The sequence below is a fragment of the Lentzea sp. NPDC102401 genome, assembly GCF_044765805.1.
Lineage (GTDB): Bacteria > Actinomycetota > Actinomycetes > Mycobacteriales > Pseudonocardiaceae > Lentzea > Lentzea sokolovensis.
This window is the reverse complement of record NZ_JBIWKS010000009.1, coordinates 200,023-226,088: the sequence shown is the minus strand read 5'-3', so window position 1 is coordinate 226,088 and position 26,066 is coordinate 200,023. Positions and strand designations below refer to the sequence as shown.

At 68.8% G+C, this 26,066-nt stretch carries 31 protein-coding genes; 19 read left to right on the top strand and 12 right to left on the bottom strand.

Annotated features, from left to right (window positions below):
* The 5 genes from ACIRG5_RS29505 (at window position 1) to ACIRG5_RS29485 (ending at window position 4,702) form a co-directional block, all read left to right on the top strand.
* Window positions 1-924: an ABC transporter permease gene (locus ACIRG5_RS29505; protein ID WP_402910863.1), complete on the top strand. Its 924-nt coding sequence runs from the start codon at window positions 1-3 to the stop codon at window positions 922-924.
* Window positions 924-2,096 (top strand): ABC transporter ATP-binding protein, encoded by a 1,173-nt coding sequence (locus ACIRG5_RS29500; RefSeq protein WP_402910406.1) that lies wholly within the window; start codon window positions 924-926, stop codon window positions 2,094-2,096. The genes ACIRG5_RS29505 and ACIRG5_RS29500 overlap by 1 nt, the downstream gene beginning before the upstream one ends.
* Complete coding sequence (locus ACIRG5_RS29495; protein WP_093602475.1) at window positions 2,093-3,085, top strand: ABC transporter ATP-binding protein; 993 nt, start codon at window positions 2,093-2,095, stop codon at window positions 3,083-3,085. Before ACIRG5_RS29500 ends, ACIRG5_RS29495 begins: the two co-directional genes overlap by 4 nt.
* A 190-nt stretch (window positions 3,086-3,275) precedes the next feature.
* Window positions 3,276-4,112, top strand: a complete 837-nt coding sequence (mshB, locus tag ACIRG5_RS29490; RefSeq protein WP_402910402.1) for an N-acetyl-1-D-myo-inositol-2-amino-2-deoxy-alpha-D-glucopyranoside deacetylase — start codon at window positions 3,276-3,278, stop codon at window positions 4,110-4,112.
* Between the two features lie 110 nt (window positions 4,113-4,222).
* The gene (locus ACIRG5_RS29485) at window positions 4,223-4,702 is read left to right on the top strand and encodes a hypothetical protein (RefSeq protein WP_402910399.1); all 480 of its coding nucleotides are present in this window, start codon (window positions 4,223-4,225) and stop codon (window positions 4,700-4,702) included.
* Here the strand turns inward: ACIRG5_RS29485 and ACIRG5_RS29480 are convergent.
* Window positions 4,678-5,319 carry a GNAT family N-acetyltransferase gene (locus ACIRG5_RS29480; RefSeq protein ID WP_402910397.1) on the bottom strand — a complete coding sequence of 214 codons (642 nt, stop codon included), beginning with the start codon at window positions 5,317-5,319 and terminating at the stop codon, window positions 4,678-4,680. The genes ACIRG5_RS29485 and ACIRG5_RS29480 overlap by 25 nt on opposite strands.
* A 233-nt stretch (window positions 5,320-5,552) precedes the next feature.
* Here ACIRG5_RS29480 and fdxA point away from each other — a divergent pair, with 233 nt between their 5' ends.
* Both fdxA and dapC read left to right on the top strand, forming a co-directional pair.
* Window positions 5,553-5,879: a ferredoxin gene (gene fdxA, locus ACIRG5_RS29475; RefSeq protein ID WP_030480843.1), complete on the top strand. Its 327-nt coding sequence runs from the start codon at window positions 5,553-5,555 to the stop codon at window positions 5,877-5,879.
* 2 nt (window positions 5,880-5,881) lie between these two features.
* Window positions 5,882-6,973 (top strand): succinyldiaminopimelate transaminase, encoded by a 1,092-nt coding sequence (gene dapC / locus ACIRG5_RS29470; protein WP_402910860.1) that lies wholly within the window; start codon window positions 5,882-5,884, stop codon window positions 6,971-6,973.
* On the opposite strand, the gene ACIRG5_RS29465 is transcribed toward dapC, so the two are convergent.
* From ACIRG5_RS29465 to ACIRG5_RS29455, 3 genes are all read right to left on the bottom strand, one after another.
* Window positions 6,963-7,868 carry a hypothetical protein gene (locus ACIRG5_RS29465; protein ID WP_319980231.1) on the bottom strand — a complete coding sequence of 302 codons (906 nt, stop codon included), beginning with the start codon at window positions 7,866-7,868 and terminating at the stop codon, window positions 6,963-6,965. The genes dapC and ACIRG5_RS29465 overlap by 11 nt on opposite strands.
* 73 nt (window positions 7,869-7,941) lie before the next feature.
* On the bottom strand, window positions 7,942-8,898 hold the full coding sequence (gene dapD / locus ACIRG5_RS29460; protein ID WP_402910393.1) for a 2,3,4,5-tetrahydropyridine-2,6-dicarboxylate N-succinyltransferase: 957 nt from the start codon (window positions 8,896-8,898) through the stop codon (window positions 7,942-7,944).
* A 119-nt stretch (window positions 8,899-9,017) separates the two neighbouring features.
* The gene (locus ACIRG5_RS29455) at window positions 9,018-9,431 is read right to left on the bottom strand and encodes a hypothetical protein (protein WP_402910391.1); all 414 of its coding nucleotides are present in this window, start codon (window positions 9,429-9,431) and stop codon (window positions 9,018-9,020) included.
* 59 nt (window positions 9,432-9,490) lie between these two features.
* On the opposite strand from ACIRG5_RS29455, the gene dapE reads away from it, so the two are divergent.
* The 3 genes from dapE to ACIRG5_RS29440 are packed head-to-tail and all read left to right on the top strand — an operon-like array spanning window position 9,491 to window position 11,891.
* Window positions 9,491-10,558: a succinyl-diaminopimelate desuccinylase gene (gene dapE, locus ACIRG5_RS29450; RefSeq protein ID WP_402910389.1), complete on the top strand. Its 1,068-nt coding sequence runs from the start codon at window positions 9,491-9,493 to the stop codon at window positions 10,556-10,558.
* 17 nt (window positions 10,559-10,575) lie between these two features.
* The gene (locus ACIRG5_RS29445; RefSeq protein ID WP_402910386.1) at window positions 10,576-11,358 is read left to right on the top strand and encodes a TIGR00730 family Rossman fold protein; all 783 of its coding nucleotides are present in this window, start codon (window positions 10,576-10,578) and stop codon (window positions 11,356-11,358) included.
* Window positions 11,340-11,891, top strand: a complete 552-nt coding sequence (locus tag ACIRG5_RS29440) for a TIGR00730 family Rossman fold protein (protein WP_402910383.1) — start codon at window positions 11,340-11,342, stop codon at window positions 11,889-11,891. The genes ACIRG5_RS29445 and ACIRG5_RS29440 overlap by 19 nt, the downstream gene beginning before the upstream one ends.
* Here ACIRG5_RS29440 and ACIRG5_RS29435 read toward each other — a convergent pair.
* On the bottom strand, window positions 11,862-12,914 hold the full coding sequence (locus tag ACIRG5_RS29435) for a winged helix DNA-binding domain-containing protein (protein WP_402910380.1): 1,053 nt from the start codon (window positions 12,912-12,914) through the stop codon (window positions 11,862-11,864). The genes ACIRG5_RS29440 and ACIRG5_RS29435 overlap by 30 nt on opposite strands.
* A 10-nt stretch (window positions 12,915-12,924) precedes the next feature.
* Complete coding sequence (locus ACIRG5_RS29430) at window positions 12,925-14,421, bottom strand: CocE/NonD family hydrolase (protein WP_402910378.1); 1,497 nt, start codon at window positions 14,419-14,421, stop codon at window positions 12,925-12,927.
* Window positions 14,422-14,539: 118 nt separating this feature from the next.
* Here ACIRG5_RS29430 and ACIRG5_RS29425 point away from each other — a divergent pair, with 118 nt between their 5' ends.
* Both ACIRG5_RS29425 and ACIRG5_RS29420 read left to right on the top strand, forming a co-directional pair.
* Window positions 14,540-14,878 (top strand): hypothetical protein, encoded by a 339-nt coding sequence (locus tag ACIRG5_RS29425; RefSeq protein ID WP_402910375.1) that lies wholly within the window; start codon window positions 14,540-14,542, stop codon window positions 14,876-14,878.
* The gene (locus ACIRG5_RS29420; RefSeq protein ID WP_402910373.1) at window positions 14,878-15,789 is read left to right on the top strand and encodes a glucosyl-3-phosphoglycerate synthase; all 912 of its coding nucleotides are present in this window, start codon (window positions 14,878-14,880) and stop codon (window positions 15,787-15,789) included. Before ACIRG5_RS29425 ends, ACIRG5_RS29420 begins: the two co-directional genes overlap by 1 nt.
* On the opposite strand, the gene ACIRG5_RS29415 is transcribed toward ACIRG5_RS29420, so the two are convergent.
* The 4 genes from ACIRG5_RS29415 to ACIRG5_RS29400 are packed head-to-tail and all read right to left on the bottom strand — an operon-like array spanning window position 15,721 to window position 20,121.
* Window positions 15,721-17,022, bottom strand: a complete 1,302-nt coding sequence (locus tag ACIRG5_RS29415; protein WP_402910370.1) for an amino acid ABC transporter ATP-binding/permease protein — start codon at window positions 17,020-17,022, stop codon at window positions 15,721-15,723. The two genes, ACIRG5_RS29420 and ACIRG5_RS29415, sit on opposite strands and share 69 nt — an antisense overlap.
* Window positions 17,019-18,368: an ABC transporter ATP-binding protein/permease gene (locus tag ACIRG5_RS29410; RefSeq protein WP_402910367.1), complete on the bottom strand. Its 1,350-nt coding sequence runs from the start codon at window positions 18,366-18,368 to the stop codon at window positions 17,019-17,021. The genes ACIRG5_RS29415 and ACIRG5_RS29410 overlap by 4 nt, the downstream gene beginning before the upstream one ends.
* Window positions 18,338-18,961 carry a cytochrome d ubiquinol oxidase subunit II gene (locus ACIRG5_RS29405; RefSeq protein ID WP_402910365.1) on the bottom strand — a complete coding sequence of 208 codons (624 nt, stop codon included), beginning with the start codon at window positions 18,959-18,961 and terminating at the stop codon, window positions 18,338-18,340. Before ACIRG5_RS29405 ends, ACIRG5_RS29410 begins: the two co-directional genes overlap by 31 nt.
* Window positions 18,961-20,121: a cytochrome ubiquinol oxidase subunit I gene (locus ACIRG5_RS29400; RefSeq protein WP_402910362.1), complete on the bottom strand. Its 1,161-nt coding sequence runs from the start codon at window positions 20,119-20,121 to the stop codon at window positions 18,961-18,963. The genes ACIRG5_RS29405 and ACIRG5_RS29400 overlap by 1 nt, the downstream gene beginning before the upstream one ends.
* A gap of 131 nt (window positions 20,122-20,252) precedes the next feature.
* On the opposite strand from ACIRG5_RS29400, the gene ACIRG5_RS29395 reads away from it, so the two are divergent.
* Genes ACIRG5_RS29395 through ACIRG5_RS29375 form a run of 5 tightly spaced genes read left to right on the top strand, consistent with a single transcriptional unit; the run spans window position 20,253 to window position 22,494 of the window.
* A complete protein-coding gene (locus ACIRG5_RS29395; RefSeq protein WP_319980217.1) occupies window positions 20,253-20,591 on the top strand; it encodes a helix-turn-helix transcriptional regulator in 339 nt (112 codons plus the stop codon).
* The gene (locus ACIRG5_RS29390; RefSeq protein WP_402910359.1) at window positions 20,576-21,253 is read left to right on the top strand and encodes a permease prefix domain 1-containing protein; all 678 of its coding nucleotides are present in this window, start codon (window positions 20,576-20,578) and stop codon (window positions 21,251-21,253) included. Before ACIRG5_RS29395 ends, ACIRG5_RS29390 begins: the two co-directional genes overlap by 16 nt.
* Window positions 21,250-21,567, top strand: coding sequence for a DivIVA domain-containing protein (locus ACIRG5_RS29385; protein WP_402910357.1), 318 nt, complete (start codon window positions 21,250-21,252; stop codon window positions 21,565-21,567). Before ACIRG5_RS29390 ends, ACIRG5_RS29385 begins: the two co-directional genes overlap by 4 nt.
* Window positions 21,551-21,952, top strand: coding sequence for an SRPBCC family protein (locus ACIRG5_RS29380; RefSeq protein ID WP_330270948.1), 402 nt, complete (start codon window positions 21,551-21,553; stop codon window positions 21,950-21,952). The genes ACIRG5_RS29385 and ACIRG5_RS29380 overlap by 17 nt, the downstream gene beginning before the upstream one ends.
* Window positions 21,952-22,494, top strand: coding sequence for a DNA-3-methyladenine glycosylase I (locus tag ACIRG5_RS29375; protein ID WP_402910857.1), 543 nt, complete (start codon window positions 21,952-21,954; stop codon window positions 22,492-22,494). Before ACIRG5_RS29380 ends, ACIRG5_RS29375 begins: the two co-directional genes overlap by 1 nt.
* Here ACIRG5_RS29375 and ACIRG5_RS29370 read toward each other — a convergent pair.
* Window positions 22,481-23,266: an enoyl-CoA hydratase-related protein gene (locus tag ACIRG5_RS29370; RefSeq protein WP_330270947.1), complete on the bottom strand. Its 786-nt coding sequence runs from the start codon at window positions 23,264-23,266 to the stop codon at window positions 22,481-22,483. The genes ACIRG5_RS29375 and ACIRG5_RS29370 overlap by 14 nt on opposite strands.
* 10 nt (window positions 23,267-23,276) lie before the next feature.
* The gene (locus ACIRG5_RS29365) at window positions 23,277-24,074 is read right to left on the bottom strand and encodes a PaaX family transcriptional regulator C-terminal domain-containing protein (protein WP_402910353.1); all 798 of its coding nucleotides are present in this window, start codon (window positions 24,072-24,074) and stop codon (window positions 23,277-23,279) included.
* A gap of 210 nt (window positions 24,075-24,284) precedes the next feature.
* Here ACIRG5_RS29365 and ACIRG5_RS29360 point away from each other — a divergent pair, with 210 nt between their 5' ends.
* Both ACIRG5_RS29360 and ACIRG5_RS29355 read left to right on the top strand, forming a co-directional pair.
* Window positions 24,285-24,452 (top strand): DUF3117 domain-containing protein, encoded by a 168-nt coding sequence (locus ACIRG5_RS29360; protein WP_065914675.1) that lies wholly within the window; start codon window positions 24,285-24,287, stop codon window positions 24,450-24,452.
* 160 nt (window positions 24,453-24,612) lie between these two features.
* Window positions 24,613-26,022, top strand: a complete 1,410-nt coding sequence (locus ACIRG5_RS29355; RefSeq protein ID WP_402910350.1) for a leucyl aminopeptidase family protein — start codon at window positions 24,613-24,615, stop codon at window positions 26,020-26,022.
* Window positions 26,023-26,066 lie beyond the last annotated feature (44 nt).

Below are 26,066 nucleotides of genomic sequence, written 5' to 3'. Positions count from 1 at the left end.
ATCAACCTGGCGTCCGAGGGCGGAGTGGTGAACAGCGCTCCTCAGTCAGATTCCCACGAGTTCGACGCCTCCACGACCCGCACCCAGGGCCAGCTCGTCCTGCGGCGCTTCCTGCGCCACCGGCTCGCGATGGTGAGCCTCGGCGTCTTCGTCTTCCTGGTGCTCTTCGCGTTCGTCGGCCCGTTCATCTGGACCTACGACTTCGAGGACGTGACCAGCAAGTCCTACCAGCCGATGAGTGGCACCCACCCGCTCGGCACCACCCAGGTGGGCAAGGACATGCTCGCGCTGCTCATGCGCGGCACCGGCTACTCGCTGCAGATCGCGTTGATCGTGGCCGCCCTGGCGACCGCGATCGGCGTTACCTTCGGCGCCCTGGCGGGATATCTGCGCGGTTTCGTCGACACGGCGCTGATGCGCCTGGTCGACCTGCTGCTGATCATCCCGCAGATCGCGGTCGCCGCGATCGTCGTGAAGGGCTTCTCCGGCAGCTGGTACGTCGTCGCGCTGGTGCTCGCCGCGTTCGCCTGGATGCAGATCGCCCGCATCACGCGCGGTGAGACGCTTTCCTTGGCTCAGCGGGAGTTCATCGAGGCGGCGCGGGCCTGTGGCGCCTCCACCTCGCGGATCATCTTCAAGCACCTCGTGCCGAACATGATCGGCAGCATCACCGTCAACGCCACGCTGGCGATCGCGTCCGCGGTGCTCACCGAGGCCGCGCTGTCGTTCCTGGGACTGGGCGTCCAGCCCCCGGACACCTCGCTCGGCGTGATCGTGCTGGAGAACTACGGGCAGTTCCTGAACCGGCCGTGGCTTTTCTGGGGTCCGTTCATCGTGCTCGTGTCGCTCTCCCTGGCCGTCAACTTCATCGGTGACGGTCTGCGCGACGCGTTCGACCCGAGGCAGACGAAGGTGCGTGCCTGATGACCACTGTTTCCGAACTGTCGGAGGACTTCCTGCCCTCCGGCACCACCGCACCGCTGTTGTCGGTCAAGGACCTGTCGGTCACCTTCCCGACCGATGACGGCGACGTCCGCGCCGTGCGCAACGTCTCGTTCGACCTCAACGCAGGCGACGTGCTCGGCATCGTCGGCGAGTCGGGCTCCGGCAAGTCCGTGTCCTCCATGGCGATCATGGGCCTGCTGCCCCGCAACGCGGTCATCGACGGCTCGATCCGCTACCGCGGCGAGGAGCTGAACGGCCGCAGCTACAAGCAGATGCAGCCGTTCCGCAGCAAGCACATCTCGATGATCTTCCAGGACCCGATGACGTCGCTGAACCCCGTCTACACCGTGGGGTGGCAGCTCGCCGAGACCTATCGCGCGCACCACAACGTCTCCAAGAAGGCGGCGTGGGCCAAGGCGGTCGAGTCACTGGAACTGGTCGGCATCCCGCAGCCGGACAAGCGTGCGAGCCAGTACCCGCACGAGTTCTCCGGCGGCATGCGGCAGCGCGTGGTGATCGCGATGGCGATCATCAACGACCCCAGCGTGATCATCGCCGACGAGCCGACCACCGCGCTCGACGTGACGGTGCAGGCGCAGATCCTCGACACCATGCTGCGCATCCAGACCGAGACCGACGCGGCGATCGTCATGATCACGCACGACCTCGGTGTGGTCGCGGGCATGGTCAACCGCGTGCAGGTGATGTACGGCGGCACCGTGGTCGAGTCCGGCCCGGTCGACGACGTCTTCGAACGGCCGCGGATGCCCTACACGGTGGGACTTCTGGGTTCGGTCCCGAACCCGGCCACCCTGGGCAAGCGGCTCACCCCGATCAAGGGCGCGCCGCCGTCGCTGGTGAACCTGCCGACCGGCTGCTCGTTCTCGCCGCGCTGCCCGCTCGTCTCCGACGTGTGTCACGAGTGGGAACCGCTGCTGGAGGAGGCCGGCGCCGCGAACCACACGACGCGGTGCCACCGCTGGGAGCACCTGGCGACGTTCGAGCAGCCGCAGAAGCTGTTCCTGCACGACGAGATCGGCACGGTGGAGAACCCGGCCGCGTTCGCCGCGGCCAACCCTGACGAGTCGCTCGAAGTGACGGCCGTGCACGGATCCCTGATCACCGAACTGAAGGATGAGGAGGCGAAGTGACCGCGCCACTGCTGGAGGTCACCGACCTCGTCAAGGAGTTCCCCGTGCGGGGCAAGGGCATCATCCCGCGCAACACCGGTTCGGTGCAGGCCGTGTCCGGGGTGTCGTTCACGCTGCACCCCGGTGAGACGCTCGGCCTCGTCGGCGAGTCCGGTTGCGGCAAGTCCACGACCGGACGCGCGATCCTGCAGCTGCACAAGCCGACCTCGGGCTCGGTGAAGTTCGAGGGCCGCGAGCTGACGTCCATGAGCGCCAAGCAGTTGCGGCCGCTGCGCAAGGACATCCAGATCGTCTTCCAGGACCCGTACGCGTCGCTGAACCCCAAATGGCAGGTCAACGACATCATCGCGGAACCGCTGGTGATCCACGGTGTCGAAGGTGGCGTGCAGCGGCGGGTCAACGAACTGATGGAGCTCGTGGGCCTCAACCCCGAGCACCGCAGCCGTTACGCGCACGAGTTCTCCGGCGGTCAGCGCCAGCGCATCGGCATCGCCCGCGCGCTGGCGCTCAACCCGAAGTTCCTGGTGCTGGACGAGCCGGTGTCCGCTTTGGACGTCTCGGTGCAGGCCGGTGTCGTGAACCTGCTGGAGGAACTGCAGGAGCGGCTCGGGCTCGCGTACCTGTTCGTCGCGCACGACCTCTCGGTGGTGCGGCACATCTCCGACCGGGTCGCGGTCATGTACCTCGGCAAGATCATCGAGATGGGCGAGCGGGAAGCCATCTACGGCAAGCCGATGCACCCGTACACGCAGGCGTTGCTGTCCGCGGTTCCCATGCCGGACCCGAAGAAGGAACGCCAGCGGCAGCGGATCGTTCTGACGGGTGACGTGCCGTCGCCGGTCAACCCGCCGTCGGGGTGTCGCTTCCGCACCCGGTGCTGGAAGGCGCAGGACATCTGCGCCACCGAAGAACCGAAGCTGGAAAGGCGCGGTGGACCGGAGGGAACGTTGTCCGCCTGTCACTTCGCCGAGGAACGTTCGGTCGTTTAGCACCTCGCTGACCAGGTTCTTTCGGCCTGGCGCGGGGATCGCGAGATCGCGTCGGTCATCCGGTCAACCGCTCCTGTCGAATTCGGCGAAGCCCAATTCGACAGGAGCGATTCGGCCGGACGACCGACTTCCCGGCGATTTCGCCGCCCCTGCGGAGAAGGGGCCTTAAACACCGCTTTACTCTGATTCGGTGACGCTGACTGCCCCACCACGGTTGCTCTTCGTGCACGCCCACCCGGACGACGAGAGTCTCTGGACCGGCGGCACCATCGCGCGCTACGCCTCGGCCGGCGCGCACGTCACGGTCGTCACCTGCACGCTGGGGGAAGAGGGCGAGATCATCCCGCCCGCGCTGGCCCACCTCGCCGCCGACGCCGCCGACCAGCTGGGCGGGTACCGCGTGGGCGAGCTGAGATCAGCCTGCGCCGCGCTCGGCGTGACGGACCACAGATTCCTCGGCGGCATCGGCCGCTGGCGCGACTCCGGCATGGTCGACGTGCCGTCCAACGCGAAGGCGCGCGCGTTCGTCCAGGGATCGCTCGAAGACCAGACCGCCCAGCTGGTCGAGATCCTGCGCGAGGTCAAGCCACAGGTCGTCGTGAGCTACGACGCGTTCGGCGGCTACGGCCACCCCGATCACATCCGCGCGCACGAGATCACGGTCGCCGCGTGCGCCCAGGTCTCCGAGGTCGAGCGGGTCTTCTACGCGGTGACGTCCCGCGACGCCACGAACGCCGGTGTGGCCGCGCTGGAGAACGTCCCCGAGGCGTTCCGGCTGCCCGAGCCCGGCGAGCTCCCGGTGACGCCGGATGAAGAGATCACAACGGTTGTCGACGTGTCGGAGCACCTGACGGCCAAGCGCCGCGCTTTGCGTGCACACTCGACGCAGGTCAGTGTGTGGGACGGCGGATACGCGTTGTCGAACGACATCGCGCAGCCGCTGGTCGGTGCCGAGTACTACGTGCTCGCGAAGGGCTCACCGGAGGGTGCGGCCGCGGATCTTTTCGGAGGCCTGGGTGACCGTTAGTGCGATGACCGCAATCGCCGCCGGGTTGTTCTGGCGCTCAGCAGGGCACCTCGCGGCCCCACCCCCGCGCCCCCGTATGCCCGATATGAGGACGCGGGGGTGGGACCACGATGCACCCGTCTGACCACCAGAACAACGCGACGACGGTTAGCGGTCACCGCACTGGCTGGCGAGTCGTCTTCCTGCTGCTTCTGTGCGTCGAGGCAGCAGCACTCGCCGTGCTGGAAACGATGTTCCTGCCCCTGCGCTTCGACGGCACGCTGCTGCCGAGGCTGGGGGACTGGCCGTTCCCGATCACCATCGTGGTGGCCGCCGTCACGACGCCGTTGCTGGTGTCGTGGGCGGCCTCGCTGTCCGAGCGGGTCTTCACCGCCGCGCTGCCGCTGATCGTGTGGTTCCTGACGCTGATGGTGTTCGGCTACTTCGAGCCCGGTTACGCCGCGGGCAGCCCCGTCCTGCTGCTGCAGGACTGGCGCGGGCTGTTGTTGCTCGCCGGCGGCGCGTTGACGGGTGCGGTGGCCGTGGGGGCCGTGATGGCGCGCAACGCTGCCAACCGGCCCGGCCTCTACGAGACCGCCGGGATCCAGTAGCGGTAGCGGTGGTGCTCGGTGCAGCCGAGTTCCTCGTACAGCCTGATCGCCGGTTCGTTGTGCTCGGCGACCTGCAGCACGCACGTCGTGGCGCCCTGAGCGAGTCCCCAGCCGGCCAGCTCGCCCATGAGCCGCCGTGCGAGGCCCTGACGGCGATGTGACGGCCGTACGGCGAGCCGGGCGACGTGCAGGACGTCTTCGACCACGGCGCCCCGCACAGCCGCGATCACGATCCCGTCCTCGGTGATCGAGGCGAAGCAGACGTTGCCGCCGCTGCCGAGGACGTGCCGCTGGGCGGCGGAGAGCTCGGATCCGGCCGTCAGCTCCCACCATCCGGGAACATCACGGCTCTCGGCCACGCCGTCGGCGAACTTCTCCAGCGGGCCGGTCATCACCAGCGACTCCGCCCCGCCGGGGTGATCCAGGTCGACGATCCAGCCCGCGGCGGCGAACTCGGGTTCCGGTGATGAGCCCTTGATCACGTGGGCGGTGGGTTTGATGCCGTGCTCGCGGGCGAACACTTGAGCGGCCCTCAACGCGTCCGGTATCGGCATGCCGGGATCACCGCAGGTCAACGTGCTGTTGGCGCGGCCGGTGAAGCCGTCGGCGGCACGCATCAACCAGTCTCCAAGCGGAACTTCTGCCAGGACGGGCCATGCTCGCGCGCAGAGTGATTCCAGGTGATCCACGGTGTGCACACGTCCATCCTGACTATGTTGGCGAGGGAGTTTCCGGTCAGGAGTTGTGACGTGGCACACCGCACAGCTAAGGCAAGCCTGACCGGGTGATACTCGAACGTGCCGCGTACTCTCCGGCTTGCGCGGTGTGACCGATGAAGTTGGAGAGCGCAGTGACTTATGTGATCGCCCAGCCGTGCGTGGACCTGCTCGACAAGGCCTGCATCGAAGAGTGCCCTGTCGACTGCATCTACGAAGGCGACCGGATGCTCTACATCCACCCCGACGAGTGTGTGGACTGTGGCGCGTGCGAACCCGTGTGCCCGGTGGAAGCCATCTACTACGAGGACGACGTCCCCGATGAGTGGAAGGACTACACCAAGGCGAACGTCGACTTCTTCAACGAGCTCGGCTCGCCCGGTGGCGCGTCGAAGGTCGGCAAGGTCAGCGCCGACCCGGAGTTCGTGAAGGTCCTCGCGCCGCAGGCCGAGGGGCATTGATCATCAACCGCAGGGGCCCGGCGCTGCCGGACTTCCCGTGGGACCTGTTGGCAGGCCACGCCGCCAAGGCGCGCAAGCACCCCGGTGGCGTGGTCGACCTGTCGGTCGGCACCCCTGTCGACCCGGTTCCCGCGGTGATCCAGTCCGCGTTGTCGTCGGTCGCCGACATCCCCGGCTACCCGACCACCCACGGCACTCCTGAGCTGCGCGCGGCCTTCGTCGCCGCGGTGGAGCGCCGGTACGGGATCGTCGGCGTCGCGGAGGCGGCGGTGCTGCCCACGATCGGCTCCAAGGAGCTCGTGGCGTGGCTGCCCACCCTGCTCGGTGTCGGGCCGGGCGACGTCGTCGCGGTGCCCGCCGTCGCGTACCCCACCTACGAGGTGGGCGCGCTGATGGCGGGGGCCGAGGTCGTGCGCCTGGCCGACGGCGAACCGCCGCCCGCCGGCACGAAGCTGGTGTGGCTGAACTCGCCGTCGAACCCGACCGGCCGAGTGTTGTCGGCCGAGCAGCTGCGTGACGCTGTCGCCGCCGCACGCGCGGTCGGTGCGATCGTGGCGTCCGACGAGTGCTACCTCGCGCTGCCGTGGGACTCCTCGCCGGTGTCGGTGCTGCATCCGTCCGTTGTGGACTCCTTCGACGGTGTGCTCGCTGTGCACTCGCTGTCGAAGTCGTCCTCGCTCGCGGGCTACCGGGCCGGGTTCGTCACCGGCGACCCGGAGCTGATCGCGGGCCTGCTCGAACTGCGCAAGCACGCCGGCATGATCGTGCCGCGGCCGGTGCAGGAGGCCATGCGCGCCGCTCTCGAAGACGACGCGCACGTGGCCGAGCAGCGGTCCCGGTACCTGGCCAGGCGTGAGGTGCTCAAGCCCGCGCTGGAGGCGGCGGGGTTCACCGTGTCGCACTCCGAGGCGGGGCTCTACCTGTGGTCGTCGCGCGGTGAGGACGCCTGGGAGACGATCTCGTGGCTGGCCGATCGCGGCATCCTCGCGGCACCCGGCACGTTCTACGGACCGGCAGGCGAGAAGCACGTCCGGATCGCGCTCACGGCCACCGACGAGCGGATCGCCGCTGCCGTGGAACGCCTCAAGGCTTGAGGGCCGACCAGACCCTGCGGGTGAACTGGTTGGGCGGCACCGCGTCCGTCGTCAGACGCACGCTGGTGCTGATCTCCTCGCCGCTCAGGCCCAGGCCCAGCACGAGGTGCCAGTGCAGGTCCCAGAGGTCGGAGAACGCGTCCAGTTCCACGTCGGCGTCCGCGCTGACGTGGAGCACCGCCGGTTCCGCGACCCGCACGACGCGTTCGACCGCCCGCACGTCCCGCGTGTTGGTGCGGAAGCTGAACGCCAGGTCGACCGTCTCGCTGTCGAGCCCGTACGTCGCGTACGAGTGGCATCGGTGGTGCGGCAACGACAACGGCTGGTTCGTCTCCAGGTAGAGGTCGCCCTCGAACCGCAGCGTCGGCGAGTGCTGGCTCAGCGTCGCGCGGGCGCTGACGAACTCCCAGCCGGGCATGTCCAGCTTGGGCACCAGCAGTTCCAGCACCTCGCTGCGGCGCGCGGACCGCGTGCGTTCACCGGAGCGCCACGGGATTTCCCTGCTGTACGGCTCTTTCTTCGTGACGAACACGTACGGCGCGTTGTCGGTCTGCAGACTGAGGACGACGACCGTGCGGCCGCGCGCCCAGTCGAACGCGACGGTGGTCAGACCTGGTGCCACGCCGTCGAAGTGGCTCTCGACCCGAGGCCACCAGCTCGACAGCTCCTCGGCCAGCGCGCCTTTGACGTAGCGACCCTTCTCGTCGACGCCGACGATCCACATGGCCTCCGACCCGCGCGCGGCGTTGCACAGCGCGGCGATCTGACGGGCGGCCTTGCCGTGGTCGATCGGCCACTGCGTCTTGAACTCGACGAAGGAGTCCTCGGACTGGGCCCCCTCCAGGGCACGTTCGATCGCGGCGCGAGCGTTCAACTCAAGTCGCTGTTTCAGCACGTGCACCTCCTGGAGCCGGCAAGGGCCCAGTCTGCCTTCGCAGACCGGGCCCCGGACACCGAGTTCCGCGTCCTCAGTCGTTCGCGTGCAACGCGGCGTTCAGTTCGACGCCGGTGCCCTTCCGGGGCTTCACCTTCACCGTGCCGGTCACCGAGTCCCGGATGAACAGCAGGTTCGATTGTCCGCTCAAAGTGACCGCCTTGACGACCTCGCCGTCCGGCAACGTCACCTTCGTGCCGGCGGTGATGTAGAGGCCCGCCTCGATCACGCAGTCGTCGCCGAGCGAGATGCCCAGACCGGCGTTCGCGCCGAGCAGGCAGCGCTCGCCGATGCTGATGACCTGCTTGCCGCCGCCGGACAGGGTGCCCATGATCGACGCGCCGCCGCCGACGTCCGAGCCGTCGCCGACCACGACGCCGCCGGAGATGCGGCCCTCGACCATCGAGCTGCCGAGCGTGCCGGCGTTGAAGTTCACGAAGCCCTCGTGCATGACCGTGGTGCCGGACGCGAGGTGGGCGCCGAGCCGGACCCGGTCCGCGTCGCCGATGCGGACACCGGACGGGAGGACGTAGTCGACCATGCGCGGGAACTTGTCGACGCTGAAGACCGTCACCGGGCCGCGCAGGCGCAGGCGGGTGCGGGTCTGCTCGAAGCCGTCGACCGCGCACGGGCCGTGGTTCGTCCACACGACGTTCGTCAGCAGGCCGAACATGCCGTCGAGGTTCGCGCCGTGCGGCTTGATCAGGCGGTGGCTGAGCAGGTGCAGGCGCAGCCAGATGTCGTAGGTGTTCTCCGGGGCGGCGTCCAGGTCGATGACGACCTTGACGCCGACGACCTCGACACCGCGCTCCAGGTCCTCGCCGAGCAGCTTCGCGGCGGCCTCGCCGAGCGCTTCCGCGATCTCCGCGGACGAGACGCGGACGGTGCCGAGTTCCGCCGAGTCGCCGAGGGCGGGGGACGGGTACCAGGTGTCGAGGACGGTGCCGTCCGGGGTCACAGTGGCCAGGCCGATGCCGTATGCGGTGCTCACGGCTACCGAGCTTAGTCCGGTGCTCACACTCCGCCGCAGCTCGTGCTCGATCGCACGCGGGGCCTCCGCGTGCGGTACGAGCGCACGAAAGCTCCCCGCGTGCGGCCGAGTTCGGCTGGTCAGTCGGGCACTTCCGCCGAGAAGTACAGCGAGCCCAGGTCGCCCCTGGTCGCGATCAGGGCCTCGTTGCACTTCGACTGCCGCGCGTCGGTGCTGGACACGTTGTCGACCCGCACCTCACCGCACCGGTGCGCGTCGAAGTCGCCGATCGAGGTCATCAGCCGGGGCAGCACCTCGCTGACGTCCTGCCGGACGTGCTTGCCGCGCAACGACGTGTCCAGCCGCCGGGTCATGGTGCTGACCTCGCCGACCCACCCGGCGCAGTCGGCAGGGGTGAAGCTGTGCTGCGAGCCGCACGGCGCGGTGAACAACGCCCGGATCTCGCCGCACTGCCGGTCGCACGCGGCAGGAGCCTCGCCGCAGCCGGTCGCCAGGAGCAGCAGGGAGATGACCAGGAGTGTGCGCTTGATCACGCACAGCACGGTATCGGCTGAACGGCCCAACGCCCAAGCCGCCTGGGTAGGGTGACCGCGTGTCCGACACACTTGATCTCTTCGCCGACCCGATCGACCTGACGACCTCGCTGGTGGATGTGCGCAGCGTGTCCGGGGAGGAGGCGGAGATCGCGGACCTCGTGGAGCGGTCGCTGCGACTCCACGCGCCCCACCTGGAGATCACCCGATCAGGGAACGCGGTGCTGGCCCGCACGAACGCCGGCAAGGACCGTCGCGTGGTGCTCGCCGGGCACCTGGACACCGTGCCGATCAACCAGAACTTCCCGAGCCGTCGCGAGGGCGAGATCCTGCACGGCTGCGGCACCGTCGACATGAAGGGCGGCGACGCGGTCATGCTCGCGATCGCGGCCCTGAGCGAGAACGCGCGCCACGACCTCACGTTCGTCTTCTACGACTGCGAGGAGATCGAGGCCGAGCGCAACGGGCTCACCAGGATCGAGCGCGAGCAGAAGGACTGGCTGATGGGCGACCTCGCGATCGTGTGCGAGCCGTCCAACGGCACGGTCGAGGCCGGCTGCCAGGGCACGATGCGCATCGAGATCAGGACCACCGGCAAGCGCGCCCACACCGCGCGGGCGTGGATGGGCCGCAACGCCATCCACGGCCTGGGCGAGGCGCTGCGCAGGCTGGAGGCCTACGTGCCGCGCCAGCCCGAGATCGACGGCTGCCACTTCCACGAGGGTCTGCAGGCCGTGAAGATCAGCGGCGGCGTCGCGGGCAACGTCGTGCCGGACGAGGCCGTGCTCACGGTCAACCACCGGTTCGCGCCGGACCGCACGGTGGAGCAGGCCGAACAGCACCTGCGCGAGGTCTTCGAGGGCTTCGACGTCACCGTCACGGACTTCGCGGCCGGTGCGCTGCCGGGCCTGAACGCCCCCGCGGCCCTGGAACTCGTCCAGGCCGCCGGTGGCACGCCGGTCGCCAAGCTGGGATGGACGGACGTGGCGCGGTTCGCGGCGCTGGGGATGCCCGCGGTCAACTTCGGGCCGGGCGATCCGACGCTCGCGCACACCCAGGAGGAGAACGTGCCGGTCCAGCAGATCACCGGCTGTTTCGCCGTGCTTAAGCGATTTCTGCTGGACTGATCACTAGAATCTCAGTGATGACGGAAGAGAAGAAGAACGGCGCCGTCGACGAGCGCCCATCGGAGAAGCGTCGCGGCCCGGTCGTGGAGCGGCGTGATCGCAAGGACGACCGCACCACCACCACTGACCAGCGGCTGCTCGACTCCCGCGGCCCGTCGGACTGGGTGCACACCGACCCGTGGCGGGTGCTGCGCATCCAGGCCGAGTTCGTCGAGGGGTTCGGCGCGCTGGCCGAGGTGCCGAGCGCGGTGACGGTCTTCGGATCGGCGCGCACCGGCCGTGACCACCCGGAGTACCAGACCGGGCGTGAGCTGGGCGCGGCGCTGGCCGAGGCCGGGTTCGCGGCGATCACCGGTGGTGGCCCCGGCGCCATGGAAGCGGTCAACCGCGGTTGTTCGGAGGCCGGTGGCTTCTCGATCGGGCTCGGCATCGAGCTTCCGTTCGAGCAGGGCCTCAACCCGTGGGTCGACCTCGGCGTGAACTTCCGCTACTTCTTCGTGCGCAAGACGATGTTCATCAAGTACTCGCAGGCGTTCATCTGCCTGCCGGGTGGTTTCGGCACGCTCGACGAACTGTTCGAGGCGCTGACCCTGGTGCAGACGAAGAAGGTCACGAAGTTCCCGGTCGTCCTGTTCGGAACCGAGTACTGGCAGGGTCTTTACGACTGGATCCAGAACTCGGTGCTCCCCGGTGGCAAGGTCGGCGAGAAGGACCTCGCGCTGCTGCACCTCACCGATGACATCGACGACGCGGTGCGCGTGGTCAAGGACGCGCACAAGGCATGGGCGGACACGCACTGATGTATGTCGCTGTCTACTGCGGAAGTCTCGCGACCGTCCCGCAGAGCTACATCGACCTCGCCGCCGAGGTGGGGCGCCAGATCGCGGCACGCGGCTGGCACCTCGTCTGGGGCGGCGGGCAGACGTCGATGATGGGCGCTGTCGCACGGGAAGCACGTGCGGGCGGCTCGCACACCTACGGTGTGATCCCGAAGGGCCTGGCCACCAGGGAGATCGCCGACCGCGAGTCGACCGAGCTGCACGTGGTCGACACCATGCGCGAGCGCAAGAAGATGATGGACGACAAGGCGGACGCGTTCCTGACGCTGCCGGGTGGCATCGGCACCGCCGAGGAGTTCTTCGAGGTGTGGACGGCCGGTGTGCTGGGCATGCACGGCAAGCCCGTCGTGCTGCTCGACGTCGACAACCACTACAAGGGACTCGTCGAGTGGCTGACCGAGCTGCGGGACAAGGGTTTCGTCTCGCACGCCGCGTTGCAGTCGCTGATCGTCACGGACGACGTGTCAGTCGCTCTTGACGCTTGCGTCGTCTAGTCCCTTGGCCTGAGCCAGGATCTGGGTCTCCGGCAGGAGATCCGGCAACGGGCGGTACGGCGTCGCCGTCACCTCGAACCGCTTGCCGGACACCACCCTGCCCTGCCAGGAGCCCGCGATCTCGCCGTCCACCAGCACGGCGCCGCGCCGGCCGAGGACGCGGAAGATGTCCTTCTGCGCGGCCTTGTCCGGCAGCAGCAGGTCGCGGTCACGGGCCTGCAGGTACGGGTCGGTCGGCGGCAGCAGGCGGACCTCCGGCGGTTCGGCGTCGGCGATCTCCAGGTCCTCCGGCAGCCACGCCTTCTCACCCTCGACGGTCACCTCGACCAGGCCGTCCTTCGGCCACCGCTTCTTGACCTCGCGCGTCGACGTGCCGAAGTAACCGGCCACTTCGGACGGTCCGGCGGGGCCGTGCAGCGTCAGGTACCGGTGCACCAGCTCGTCGAAGCCCGCGGTCCTGCGCGGGACGCCCGGCCAGCCGTGGATGCGTTCGAACGTCACGGTCTTCTCCTCCGGGACGATCCGGAGACCCGCCGGCAGTGCGCCGAGGCGGAAGATCGGGTCGCTGACGTGCTCGGTCTGGCAGCCCCGGCACGGCTCGATCGTCTGCTGGGGAGCCAACGGGGTCAGGGCCTTGCTCACCTCGCCCTTGGTCATCGGCTTCGTGACGATCGACCTCATCGCGGTGGCGATGTGCCGCAGTGCCGCCACCATGTCGTCCGCCTTCGGCCGTGAGGCACGAGCGCGGGCGTCGGCGTCGCTCCACGGCCACAGCGCGCGGGAGAACGCCTTCAGCTCACCGTCGCGGTGCAGGTGGGGGGCACCGCGGACGGACCAGATGAGGGTGAAGTCCTCCGTCGACGGTGCGCTCAGGCGCGCGGCGAGACTCAGCAGGGCCGAGCCGGAGGTGTTGTCCTGGATGCCCAGTGACAGCACCGCCAGCTCGGCCGCGTCAGAGATCCGCCGGTCCAGTTCGTGCTGATGGATCCGGTGGAGGAGCACCTGCTGCCGGGTGAGGTCCACCCGGACATTCTTACGCCTTCGGAACCGTGAGGCTCGACGGTCCGAAGGTGACGGTTGAGCCGCGAGTTGATTCCGTCAGATAACGCGGGTCCACCGTGTCGATCACGAGCGCCAGCCGGTTGCCGGGTGCGACGTTCCACACCGTCGGTTCCAGCTCCACGTCGAGCGTCTGCGTGCGGCCCGCCCCGGTCACCTTGACCGGCTTGTGCGTGATCAGCGCGCCGAGCCCGAGCGGCCCCACCTCGTACAGGTACGCGAACAACGTCGTCGTCTCCGCACTCGGTGTGACCTGGAGCTTGAGCTTCGGCGTGCCGGCCACCGTCGTGCCGCGGGGGTAGTACGGCCCGCTCCACACGCCCGCGACGTTGCGGTCGACGAACGGCAGCGACACCCCGGTCGGGATGTTCAGGAACCCTTGCAGCGCACCGGAGAGCAGGATCGTGCCGCTGTCGGCCACCGTGCCCCAGCCCGCGGCGATCCGCCTGCCGTCGAGCTGCACGGTGTCCACGTTGCCGTTCGGCCAGGCGCCGAACGACTTCCACGCGCCGCCGTTGTTGGGCTTGAGCCGCACCGGCTGTTCGGCGTCGATGCCGTTGGCCGTGCCCTTGACGTAGCGGTCGAACCAGCGGCCGACCGACTCCCAGATCTCGTTGGGCAGCCCCGCCGCGCCGAACAGTTCGGCGGTGGCGTGGTCACCCGGCGAGAGCATGAGCCGCTTCGGGCCGGTCAGCCTGCCGTAGAAGTCCGTGATCTGGCCCGGCGCGAAGATGCCGTCGTTCCAGGCGTTGCCCAGCATCACCGCCGTGCCGTTGGCGTTGATCTGCGCGATCTTCTCCGCGGCCGACCGTTCCGCGGAGATCGGGACGACCTCCCAGAACCGGCCGTCGCGGTAGGCGTCCTCGGCTTCCTGCAGGACCGGTCCGGGACGTCCGGTGGCCTTGCCCGCCGCGAGCAGGACCTCGACGGCCTGCTTGTTGACGGTGTTGTTGGGGTAGAGCGAGCGGGCCAGGTCGGTCCACGTGCTCAGCGCCGCCGCGGCCTTGATGCGCTTGTCGTTCGCCGCGGCCAGCAGGGACTGCCCGGCACCGTAGGAGATCCCGGCCGCGCCGACCTTGGTGCCGTCGGCGTGCGCGTTGGCGATGGCCCAGTCGATGACTTTGCTGACGTCCCCGACGGTGTCCGGGCCGGCCACGTCGATCTGACCGCCCGAGTCCCAGAAGCCGCGGCTGGTGTAGCTCACCACGACGTACCCGGACTCCTTGGCGAGCTTGGCCGCCGCGCCCACGTACTCGATGTTGGGAACCGCCCAGCTGGACGGCATGACGAGCAACGGGAACGGGCCGTTGCCCAGTCCGGTCGGCTCGACGACGAGGGCCTTCAGCACGGTGCCGCCGACGCCGGGGATGGACCGGTACGAGATCTGGTGTCCAGGGGCCGCCGTGGCGGCAACGGGAGCACCGAGCAGGGTGGAGAGGAGTACCAGCACCAGAACAAGTGATCGTCGCACTCTGGTCCTCCTTGACCATGACGTAGATCACACAGGGTTTGTTACTGCGGAGTAAACCAGGTGGCTACTCATGAGTAGCAAGAAGCTGTGAGCCAGCTCACTGTCTACGCTGGGTGGTGTGAACCGATTCCGCGTCACTGAGTTGCCGAAAGACCGCGTGCTGGTCGTTGCGCATCTGACCAGCGCGGACGCAGTGACGCAGGCCGTCGCCGACGGCGCCGATGTCGTCGAGTTCGAGGGTGAACTGGAGTTGCCGTCACTGCGCGAAACGTTGGATGTGGTGACGATCCCAGCGGGGGACGAGGACTTCACGCTCGCGGCTGCCACAGTGGCTGCGATGTCCGGAGCACGCGCGGTTCGTGCTTCCGACGTACGGCAGGCGAGGAAGGTCGTGGAGATGGTCGCGAGCGTGACGGGCACCCGTCCGCCGGTCCGGGCGATGCGGGCGCTCGCCTGATGCTGCCCTCCGTCGAAGCCTGGTTCGCCTCGCACACCTGGCAGCAGCCGACCTGGACGCCGGACGAACTGGTCGCGTTGAAGCGCGGCCGGACCGTGTCCGTGGTGCTGCCCGCGCTGAACGAGGAGGAGACCGTCGGGGACGTGGTCTCCGTGGTCAAGCCCCTGCTCGGGACCTTGGTCGACGAGTTGGTGGTGATGGACTCCGGGTCGACCGACCGGACCGTGGAGGTCGCTTCCGCAGCAGGGGCACGGGTCGTGTCGCGCGAGGACGTGGTGCCCTGGCTTCCGCCGTTGCCCGGCAAGGGCGAGGTGCTGTGGCGGTCGCTGGCCGCGACCACGGGGGACCTGATCGTCTTCCTGGACTCCGACCTGGTGGATCCGGAGACCGCGTTCGTCACGGCGTTGCTGGGGCCGTTGCTGCTGGACGCCGACGTGCATCTGGTGAAGGGGTTCTACCGGCGGCCGTTGCGGCTCGAGAGCAGTGGTGGTGGTCGGGTCACCGAGTTGGTGGCGCGGCCGTTGCTGAACACGTTGCGGCCGGAGCTTTCCGGTGTGGTGCAACCGCTCGGCGGCGAGTACGCGGCCACCCGGTCCTTTTTGGAGTCGGTGCCCTTCGCGGCCGGCTACGGCGTGGAGATCGGCTTGTTGCTCGACGTGCACCGGGTGCACGGGCTGTCCGCGCTGGCACAGGTGAATCTGGGCGTTCGGAAGCACCGGAACCGGTCGTTGCTGCAGCTCGGTGCGATGTCGTCGCAGATCATGGGGACGGCACTGGCCCGGTGCGGTGTTGTCGCGGACTCCGGGCCGTTGACGCAGTTCGTGCAGGTCGGCGGCGAGTGGCTACCCGACTCGACCGACGTGCTCGTGGCTGATCGCCCCCCGATGACGCACGTGATCGAAAAGGGCTAGCTGCTCGGTCCGGTGGGTGACGACCAGGGCCGTGCCCTGGGAGTTGTTCAGGATCTTGCCGAGCACGCGGTCGGCTTGTTCCGGGTCGAGGCCTTCCGTCGGCTCGTCCATGAGCAGGACCTCGGGGTCGGCCAGCACTGATCTCGTGAGGATCAGGCGTTGCCGCTGGCCGCCGGAGATCTCCTCACCGCGTTCGCCGACGACCTGGTCCCAGTCGAGGTCCAGCTCGGCGATCCCGGCCGCGCGGTCGAGTTCCTCCTGCGTGGCATCGGGTTTGGCCAGCAGGACGTTCGTGCGGACCGTGGTGTGGAAGACGTGCGCGTCGGCCAGCGCGCCTTTGCTCGGTTCGAGGCGGTGGGCGATGGCGTTGAGCAACGTGGTCTTGCCCGCGCCGCTCGGGCCGACGATCGCCGTTTTGCCCTGCAGGTCAGGGGTTTCTGTCGGGTAGACCGGTTCGGGTTCGTCCGTGGGTTCCTGGCTCGGTCTGGTCATCGCCGCGAGCGGGACGGTGATCTCGAACGTGGCGATCGCGGCCATGACCAGCCAGGCCGGCTCGTGCAGGGCGAGCATGAGCAGGGCCACGCCGAACTGGACGGCGATCGCCAGCGGGGTCAGGTCGCGGGTGCGTTCCTCGCGGGACAGCTCTTTCGCGATCTTGGTGGCATTGCGGAGTTTCTCGTCGAACAGGCCGTAGGCGATCAGTTCTTCCTTGCTGTGGACCAGTTCGGTGGTGTGTTCGGTCAGCCTGGCGCGCAACGGGGTCAGGTCCCGCGGGGTGCGGATCGCGAGCCAGGGGAGCAGGGTCAGGGTGATCAGCAGACCGGCGATCAGCGGCAGCGAGAAACTTGACGCGACCGTGACGACGGCGCCGACCAGGGCTGCGGTGATCCACGGCAGGGTGGCGCGGAGTCTCGTGTCCAGCCGCTGGTCGACGTTCGTGACGATGCGGGTCAGCGCCGTGCCGGACGGGATGTGACTGCGGTGCGCGAGGTCGTCGTAGACCTGGCCGCGCAGTTCGACGGCCTCGCTGAGCACGGCCTTGTGGCTGGTCAGGCGTTCGAGGTAGCGCAGCGCGCCCTTGGCCAGCGCGAGCGTGCGGACGGCGACGATCGCCACGGTCAGCGCCTGCATCGGCGGGTGCTCGGCGGCGCGCATGATCAGCCAGGTCGCCGTGGCGGTGAGGCCGACGCCGGCCAGTTCGGCGAGCGTTCCTACGAGGATTGCGAGCTTCACACCGTCACCGTCCTGTCGACCTCGGTGAGCAATGTCGGGCGGTGCGCCACGATCACCGCCGTCCTGCCTCGCGTGAAGTCGCGCGTTGCCTTGAGCACCAGCGCTTCCGTTTCCGCGTCGAGGTGCGCGGTCGGTTCGTCGAGCAGGAACAACGCGGCCTGCTGCCGGTCCAGGGCGTTGGTCAGTGCCACCCGCTGCTGTTCGCCGGACGAGAGGTTCGCCGGGACGAGCGTGGGCCGTTGCGGTACCCACGACAGGGCTTCCAACCACTTCTCGTGGTCGAGCTCCTGGAGATCAACGCCGCCGACGAGCACGCGCCCGTCGTCGGGTCGCACGAAACCCAGCAGCAGCGCCAGAATCGTGCTCTTGCCCGCGCCGCTCGGGCCGACCAGCGCGATCCTTTCGCCGGGTTGGATGCGCAGCGAGAAGTTCCTGAGGCTGCGCACTGAGACGTTGTCGAGCACGATCTCGGCCTGGGCGAGATCCGGCGGCGCCTGGCCTGTGACTTCTTTTCGTACAGGCACTTTGGCGAGCACCTCCCGGCCCTGGGCGCTGGCGTGGTACTGGGCCCCTGCGGCTCTGAGCGGCAGAAACGCTTCCGGGGCAAGGAAGAGCACGAGGAGCGCGGTGTACAGCGGCACTCCGCCGTCCAGGAGCCTGAGCCCGACCGGCACGGCGACCATCGCCACCGACATCGTGGCGACCAGTTCCAGCACGAACGCCGACAGGAACGCGACTCGCAGCGCGGACATCGTCTCGGTCATGTGCTGCGCGGCCAGCTTGCGGACCGTCGTGGACTGAGCTTCGGCCCGCCCGAACGCCCGCAGCGTGCCGATTCCCTTGACCACGTCGAGGAAGTGCCCGCCGAGAGTGGCCAGCGCGTCCCACTGGCGGGCCGTTCGTTCACGGGTGTGCGCGCCGACCAGCGCCCCGAAGATCGGGATCAGCGGCAGCGTCGCGAGGATCGTCAGAGCCGCGGTGAGATCGGCGAACGCCAGCCTGATCACCACCGCGAGAGGCACGACCACGGCCAGAACCTGTTGTGGCAGATACCCGACGACGTACGGCGTCACGTCGTGCACGCCGCGAGTGACCAGGGTGGCGACCTCGCCGGCCTTGGTGCCGGGCGAGCGCAGGAACGCCACCCGCAGACGTGCGCGAGCCCGTTCGGCGGCCCGATGAGCCCACTCTCGGTGCACCCACCACACCAGCACCCTTGCGCTGATGACCAGGCACAGCAGGACAAGCCCGGTGCCGCCGCTCAGCACCGACGCCAGGAGTTCGGCCTGGGCCAGCACCAGGAACGGGATCGGGATCAGCGCGAGGAGATGGCGACGATCGACCATTGCACCAACACCACCAGCGGGATGATCGGGATCGCGACCCACGCGAGCAGGCCGAGCGTGTCGTCGTGCGCCATGAGTCCGGTGACGTCGATCGAGCTGAACGCGAGCGGGATCGGCAGCGCGCACAGCAGCGCGGTGACCGGGAACAGCTTCCACTGCCGGGCCTGGAACACCCAGCCGTGCACCGCGAACAGCACCGGCATCACGAACGCGACCGGCCATGGCGCGTGCAGCAGATGCGCCAGGAACAACCCCCAGCCCACGGACACCATCAGCGCGCCCGTGAACACCAGCCACCACCACAACCGCAGCTGCACGGCCGCCATGAACAGCACCAACCCGGCCAGGACCAGCGTGAACGTGCTGTGCGCGCCGGAGAGCAGTTCGCCTTCGAGGCGCGGGAACGCCGCGAACAGCACCCCGATCGCGGCGACCAGCCACACCTCGTTGCCGAGGAAGAACGGGTTCATGCGTTGTAGAGCGACCTCGCGTCTGCGGAACGGCAGCAGAAGTCCTGTGCCGTAGTCGAAGCCGGCCAGCGCGAAGTAGCCGACGGTCAGCGTGCCGAGCACGACGAGCCAGAGCGTTTCCATCACAGCGTCACCACCAGCGGCGAGACAGGAGCGGGCGTCACGTCCGGACCACGGCGGACCGCACGTGCGATCAACGCCCAGTCGGTGACGGCCAGCACGACGAACAGGAACGTGAAGACGATGAGCGACAACAGGATCTGCGAGGAGTCCACATGCGACACCGCGTCCTCGGTGCGCAGCAGGCCGTAGACCAGCCACGGCTGACGCCCGATCTCGCGGAACAACCATCCGAAGATGGCCGCCACGAACGGCAGCGGAATGCCGATCACCATGAGGTACAACGGAAAGCGCATCCGGATCACGGCGTCCTTGATCAGCAACGGCAGCGTGAGCCAGCTGACCGTCGTCAGCGTCATCCCGATGATGATCATGAACCCGAGTGGTGCCCCGATCCACGGCGCCGCCTCGGTCTTGTGCGGCTGGTACTGCGCGATCACCGGGAACTGCGCGAACCCGGCTCCGATCAGTGACGGCGTGGCCAGGGCCGTGGTGACCACGCCCATCCGCAGCGACCTCCGGAAGAAGTCGACCTCGGGCGTCCGCCTGATGAAGTGGTACGCCGAGACCCCGGTCATGAACACGCCGCCGACCGTGATGGACGCGAAGATCACGTGCATCAGCGCCGAGGTGAAGGTCGGGTTCGACAGCAACGCGTTGAAGTCGTCCAGCCGCACCACGTTCCCGTCGATCCGGTAGCCGACGGGGTGCTGCAGGAACCCGTTCGCCGCCATGATCCAGAACGCCGAGGCGAACGCGGTCAGTGCCGTCAGGTACAGCAGCGACAGGTGCACCCAGCGGTTCACCCTGCCCCAGCCGAAGATCCACAGACCGATGAACGTCGACTCCAGGAAGAACGCGATCAGCGTCTCCATCGCGAGCGGCGCGCCGAACACGTCGCCGGCGTAGGTCGCGAGGCCCGACCAGTTCAGTCCGAACTGGAACTCCATCACGATGCCGGTGACGATCCCCAGCGCGTAGTTGATCACGTAGATCCGTCCCCAGAACCGCGTCATCCGCTCGTGCACGGGCGCACCGGTGATCGTGAACCTCGTCTGCATGATCACCAGCAGGGTGACCAGACCCAGTGTGAGCAGCACGAACAGGAAGTGGAACGAGGTCGTCAGCGCGAACTGGAGGCGGGCGAGATCTACTGCGGTCATGGGTAGGGACGCTATGTGTAGGTCCGCTACTTATGAAGGCTCGAACGCGCATCTCAGGGGGATCTCAGGGCTGACCCTGAGCGGAGATTTCAGGGACCGCCGCCAGGGCTCGATCAGTAGACTCGCTACCCATGAAGCCCGACGCGCTCCGCGGCCACCTCGACGCGTTGCTGCTGGCGACGCTCGACGACAGGCAGCTGCACGGCTACGCGATCATCGAGGCGCTGCAACAGGGCAGCGGAGGGGCGCTGGACCTCCCGACGGGCACGGTGTACCCGGCATTGCGCAGGCTGGAACGGGCAGGCCACGTCGTCAGCGACTGGAGCACGGTCGGCGGACGCAAGCGCAGGACCTACAAGCTCACGCAGGCGGGGAAGCGCGCCCTGAACGCCGAACGCACCGCGTGGCGCGAGTTCACGACGGTCATCGACGGGGTGCTGGGAGGTGACGGCAAATGGGCACAGACGTGATCGAGCGCTACGTGACCGATCTCGGGTCACGGTTGCAGGGTTCTAAGAAGCAGGTCAGCGAGCTGCTCACGGAGACCCGCGACAGCCTCGCCGACGCCACCGAGGCGCACCTGGACCGCGGACTCACCGAGCGGGAGGCGCAGAAGCGCGCGGTCGAGGAGTTCGGCCCGGTGCGCGAGATCGCGAACGAGTACCAGGCCGAGTTGGCCGTCGCCTACGGCACGCGCACGCTCATCTGGCTGGCGATCGTGCTGCCGCTGATGCACATGGCGTGGGAGTACGGCCGGATGCTGCTCGTCGGCCCGTGGCAGGACTTCGGCGCGATGCCGCCCGCCTGGTACCTGTTCGTCGCCAAGGCCAACGACCTGACCAGCGGCATCGCGTCCGGGGCAGCGCTGGTGGCGTTGATCCTCGGCCGGGTGCTCGCCCGCAGGTATGACGCGAAACTGCTGGCCAGGATCGGCGCGACCATCGCGATCGCGGCTGTCGGCGCGGTGCTGCTGGGCAACGTCTCGATCATCGTGGCCACCGCGCACCTCGACGTGTCGCGGCTCGTGCAGTCGTTGCCGATGAGCATCGCGAGCCTGATCACCTGGATCGTGATCGTTCGTCTCGGTCTGCTCGCTCGCCGCTGCCTGAGCTGTGCCACGATCGTCGCGTGACCAACGCCCTGATCTACCTGATCGTGATGATCGCCGTCGCGGCAGTGGTGTTCCTGCTCGCGGCGTTGGTGTTCGGGCGCGGCGAGGAGCTCGCGCCGCTGCCGCCCGGTGCGTCGCCCACGCGGCTGCCGTCCGGCGACATCACCGCGGAGGACGTCCGCGAGCTGAAGTTCCAGCAGGTGTTCCGCGGCTACAAGATGTCCGAGGTCGACTGGGCGTTGCAGCGGCTCTCGACCGAGGTCGAGACGCTGCGGGCGCGCGTCGCGGAGCTTGAGGACGCCGAGAACCTGGAGAGCAGTGAGCACGGAGCTTGAGCTGACCGTCGAGGTGGCGGCGCCGCCGGACACGATCTTCCGGGCCATGTCGGACTGGGAACGCCAGTCGGAGTGGATCTTCGGCACCACCGTGAAGGTGGTCGCCGGTGACGGGAAGTCCGTCGGCAGCGAGATCGACGCCGTCACGCTGGGCGTCTCGGACCGCATGCGGATCACGCGCTGGGACCCGCCGCACGCCGTCGAGGTCCTCCATCTCGGCCGCGTCGTGCGCGGAACCGGTGTGTTCGCGGTGCGCGGCAGCCGTTTCGTGTGGTCGGAAAGCCTTGACGTGCCGTTCTTCTACCCGTTGGTGAAGCCGCTCTTCGTGCTGATGCTGCGACGGTCGTTGCGGCGCTTCGCCCGTTTCGCCGAGGAGTACCGGTGATCGTCCGCTGTCCCTGGGGCGACTCGACCCCGGACTACGCCGAGTACCACGACACCGAGTGGGGCGTGGAGCTGCACGGCACCCCCGAGTTGTACGAGCGGATGTCGTTGGAGGCGTTCCAGTCCGGGCTGTCGTGGATCACGATCCTGCGCAAGCGCGCGGCGTTCCGGGCGGCGTTCGGCGACTTCGACCCCCACCTGGTCGCGAAGTTCGGACCCGCCGACGTGGAACGGCTGATGGCCGACGCGGGCATCGTCCGGAACCGGTTGAAGATCGACGCCGCGATCCACAACGCCCGCGTGATCGTCTCGGAGGGCGTCGACCTGGACGCGCTGCTGTGGTCGTTCGCGCCCACTGATCACGTGCGGCCCGCGACGTTCGCGGACGTGCCGGCGATCACGGACGAGTCGAAGGCGATGGCCAAGGAACTGAAGAAGCGCGGCTTCAAGTTCCTCGGCCCCACCACGTGCTACGCGCTGATGCAGGCGACCGGCATGGTCGACGACCACATCGCCACGTGCTTCCGAGCTACTTCCCGCTGAACTTCGGGGCGCGCTTGTTCACGAAGGCGTCGACCGCCTCGCGGTGATCCTCGGTCGCGCCGCAGTCGGCCTGGGTGCGGCGCTCGGCTTCCAGCGCGTCCTCCAGGGTGCCGTCCGCCGCCGCAGCCAGCGCTTCCTTGATCTTCGCGTACGCCGTCGTCGGGCCCGCGGCGAGCTTCGCGGCCAGCAGGTGCGCGGTGGACAGCAGTTCCTCGTCCGGCACGACCTGGTTGACCATGCCGACCCGCAACGCCTCCTCGGCGCCGACGGGCTGCGCGAGCAGCATCATCTCCATCGCGCGGCCGTGGCCGATCAGTCGCGGCAGCGTGTAGGACGCGCCGGAGTCCGCGGTCAGGCCGACGTTCGCGAAGGCCATCAGGAACTTCGCCGACTTGCCCGCGATGCGCAGGTCGGCGGCGTAGGCGAAGGACGCGCCCGCGCCCGCCGCGCTGCCGTTGACCGCGGCGATCACCGGCTTCGGCATGCCGATCAGCTCACGCACGATGGGGTTGTAGTGCTTCTCGACGGTGTGCAGCGGCGCCGGATCACCGGCCTGCAGCAGGCCGATGTGCTCCTTGAGGTCCTGACCCGCGCAGAACGCCCTGCCCGCACCCGTGATCACCACCGCGCGCACCGACTCGTCCGCCGAGGCTTCACGAAGCGCGGCGAGGAACGACTCCTTCAGCGCGACGGTGAAGGCGTTGAACGACTCGGGGCGGTTGAACGTGAACGTGCGCACACCATCGGCGTCGTCGACGAGGAGCTCGGACACTGGACCTCCATCAAGCAGTGGAAACGTTGCGCACCGGCCGCAGGCACTCGTCGACGAACCGACTCGTGCCCGGCGCCAGCCGCAGCGTCTGTTCGTCGAAGAACGACGCTGCCGCGTGGCCCGGCCAGTCCGATGGCAACAGTTCAGCAGGAAGACCGGGATCGCGGAACAGGAACTTCCGCCAGGCGTGCAGCAGCTGCTGTGACGCCGCGAACGCCGCCGCGTCGTCCGTCTCGTCCACAACGGACACCTGCTCGTGCCAGTGCGCGACGAACCCGGCGTAGTCGCGGCCCAGCTCGGCCAGGTCCCAGGCCTTCGCGGCGAGCTCGGCGTCCGCACCGTCGTGTGAACCGTGAAAAGTTCGTGCGGGAACCTCTCCGGCGGCCAGCACGTCGGCCAGCTCCGGGGACGGCCGGGGAGCGATCCACGTCACGGGACCGAGCGCGCCGTAGCCGAGCAGTTGCAGTTCCGACGCCAGGTGATCGCGCGAGTCGCGGCCGGGGATCTCCTCCAGCACCACCACGTGCCAGCGACCGTCCCACGTGGACGGCCCGGTGCGGTAGATGCGGGCAGCGGCCTCGTCGAGCCGCCGTTCCCCGCGAGGTGTCATCGCGTATCCAGGCCCGTCAGGCAGCCGGGAGGGCTGCAACCAGCCCTGCCGGACCGTGCGGGACACGGCCGTGCGGACGGCCGGCGCGGCGAAACCCAGGGGCTCGAGCAGCCGGACGAGCGCGGCGATGGTGGCGGCGCCGCCGCGTTCGCGAAGGTGGCCGCCGTAGACGTCGAAGAGCGCGGAACGGGCTCGCACCCGGCCCATCCTGTCACGCCGCGCCCAGCTGCGCCGAAAGTGTTGCCTTGTCGTGAAAACAGGTGTTGATCAGGCACAAGTCAAGATCGACAAATGTCACCAGGACTCGCCAAAAGATCGGTTCGGTTTCGCCCCTGAGTCGCCATAGGGGAGAATGGAGCAGATCCGGCCCTGGCCGGACGGGGAAGATGTTGACGGAGGGAGCACGCGATGGCGGCCATGAAGCCCCGGACCGGCGACGGTCCCCTCGAGGTCACCAAGGAGGGACGCGGCATCGTCATGCGCGTGCCGCTCGAGGGTGGTGGGCGCCTCGTCGTCGAGATGTCGGCGGACGAGGCCAGCGCCTTGGGCGACGCGCTGAAGGCCGCCGCCGGCTGAGGCCTCCCGGTGAGAAGCACGTGAAGCCCCGGTTTCCACAGTGGAGACCGGGGCATCGCTTCGTTCCCGCCCTGGGTGAACTCGGTTCGGCCGGTGGGTGAGAATGAACGGTCCTTGATGCAATAGGGGAGGTCCAACCGTGGCGTCGACGGTGCCGTCAGTGCCAACCAAGCTCGTGGACGTCGAGGTGGCCACCTCGACGCGCCGCAACGTTCCGGCGGTCGTGCTCGCGGCCACCGGACCGGCGCTGGGACCGGGCGGCGACGGCATCGACGTCTCCGACCTGACCGGCAAGGCCGGCGAGGCGGTGCGGCACGACGAGGCCTGGACCCTCGGCGTCGGCACCGGGACGCTCGCCGACTACCGCATGGCCGGTGCGTCGCTCGTGCGCGCGCTGAGCGGCGAGGACGCGCCGAAGACGGCCGACGTCCTGCTGACCCCGGACTTCGACGCCGACAAGATGCGCGCGTTCGTGCTGGGCGCGGCGCTCGGTGGTTACCGCTTCAAGGTCACCGGTGAGGACGGCCCGCAGCGCGTCGGCTCGTTGCGGCTGATCACGGCCGACGACGGGTTCGAGGAGGTGCTCACGTCGGCCGCGCTGAAGGCCCACGCGCTCGCCACCGCGACCTCGCTCGCACGTGATCTCGCCAACACCCCGTCCAACGTCAAGGACCCGCGCTGGCTTGCCACGACCGCCGCCAGGCTGGCGGACAAGGTCGACGGGCTGCACGCCACCGTGCGCGACGAGAAGTGGCTGGCACAGCAGGGCTTCGGCGGAGTGCTCGCGGTCGGCGGCGGATCCGCCCGCCCGCCGCGGTTCCTGGAGCTGACGTACGGCACCACCGGTCCGCACCTGGTGTTCATCGGCAAGGGCATCACGTTCGACACCGGCGGCATCTCGGTGAAGCCCGCGGACGGCATGCACCTCATGCGCACCGACATGGCCGGCGGTGGCGCGGTGATCTCCGCGCTGCTGGCCGTGGCGCGCCGGCGGCTGCCGGTCAGGGTCACCGGGCTCGTTCCGTGCGCGGAGAACCACGTCTCCGGCTCCGCCTACCGGCCCGGCGACGTCGTGCGCCACTACGGCGGCGCGACCACCGAGGTGCAGAACACCGACGCCGAGGGCCGCATGGTCCTGGCCGACGCGATGGCGTACGCGGTGAAGAACCTGAAGCCCGACCTCGTCGTGGACGTGGCGACGCTGACCGGCGCGATGAAGGTCTCGCTCGGCCTGCGCACGGGCGCGGTGTTCAGCGCGTCCGACGAACTCGCGGCCGAGGTCGTCGCCGCGGGCGCGAACGTCGGCGAGAAGTGGTGGCGCATGCCGCTGCTGGAGGAGCACGTCAGTGCCGTCTCCAGCGAGGTCGCGGACTACAGGCAGTGCCCGCCCGGACCGGGTGGCATCACGGCGGCGCTGTTCCTGCAGAAGTTCGCGGGCGACGTGCCGTGGGCGCACCTCGACATCGCGGGTCCCGCGCGGTCGGAGAAGGTCTACGACGAGGTCGTCGCGGGAGCCACGGGCTTCGGCGCGCGGACGCTGATCGAGTTGGCTGAAAAATATTCACGTTAGTCCCTACGATCAGCCCATTCGAGACGGCGACGTTCCACGGCATG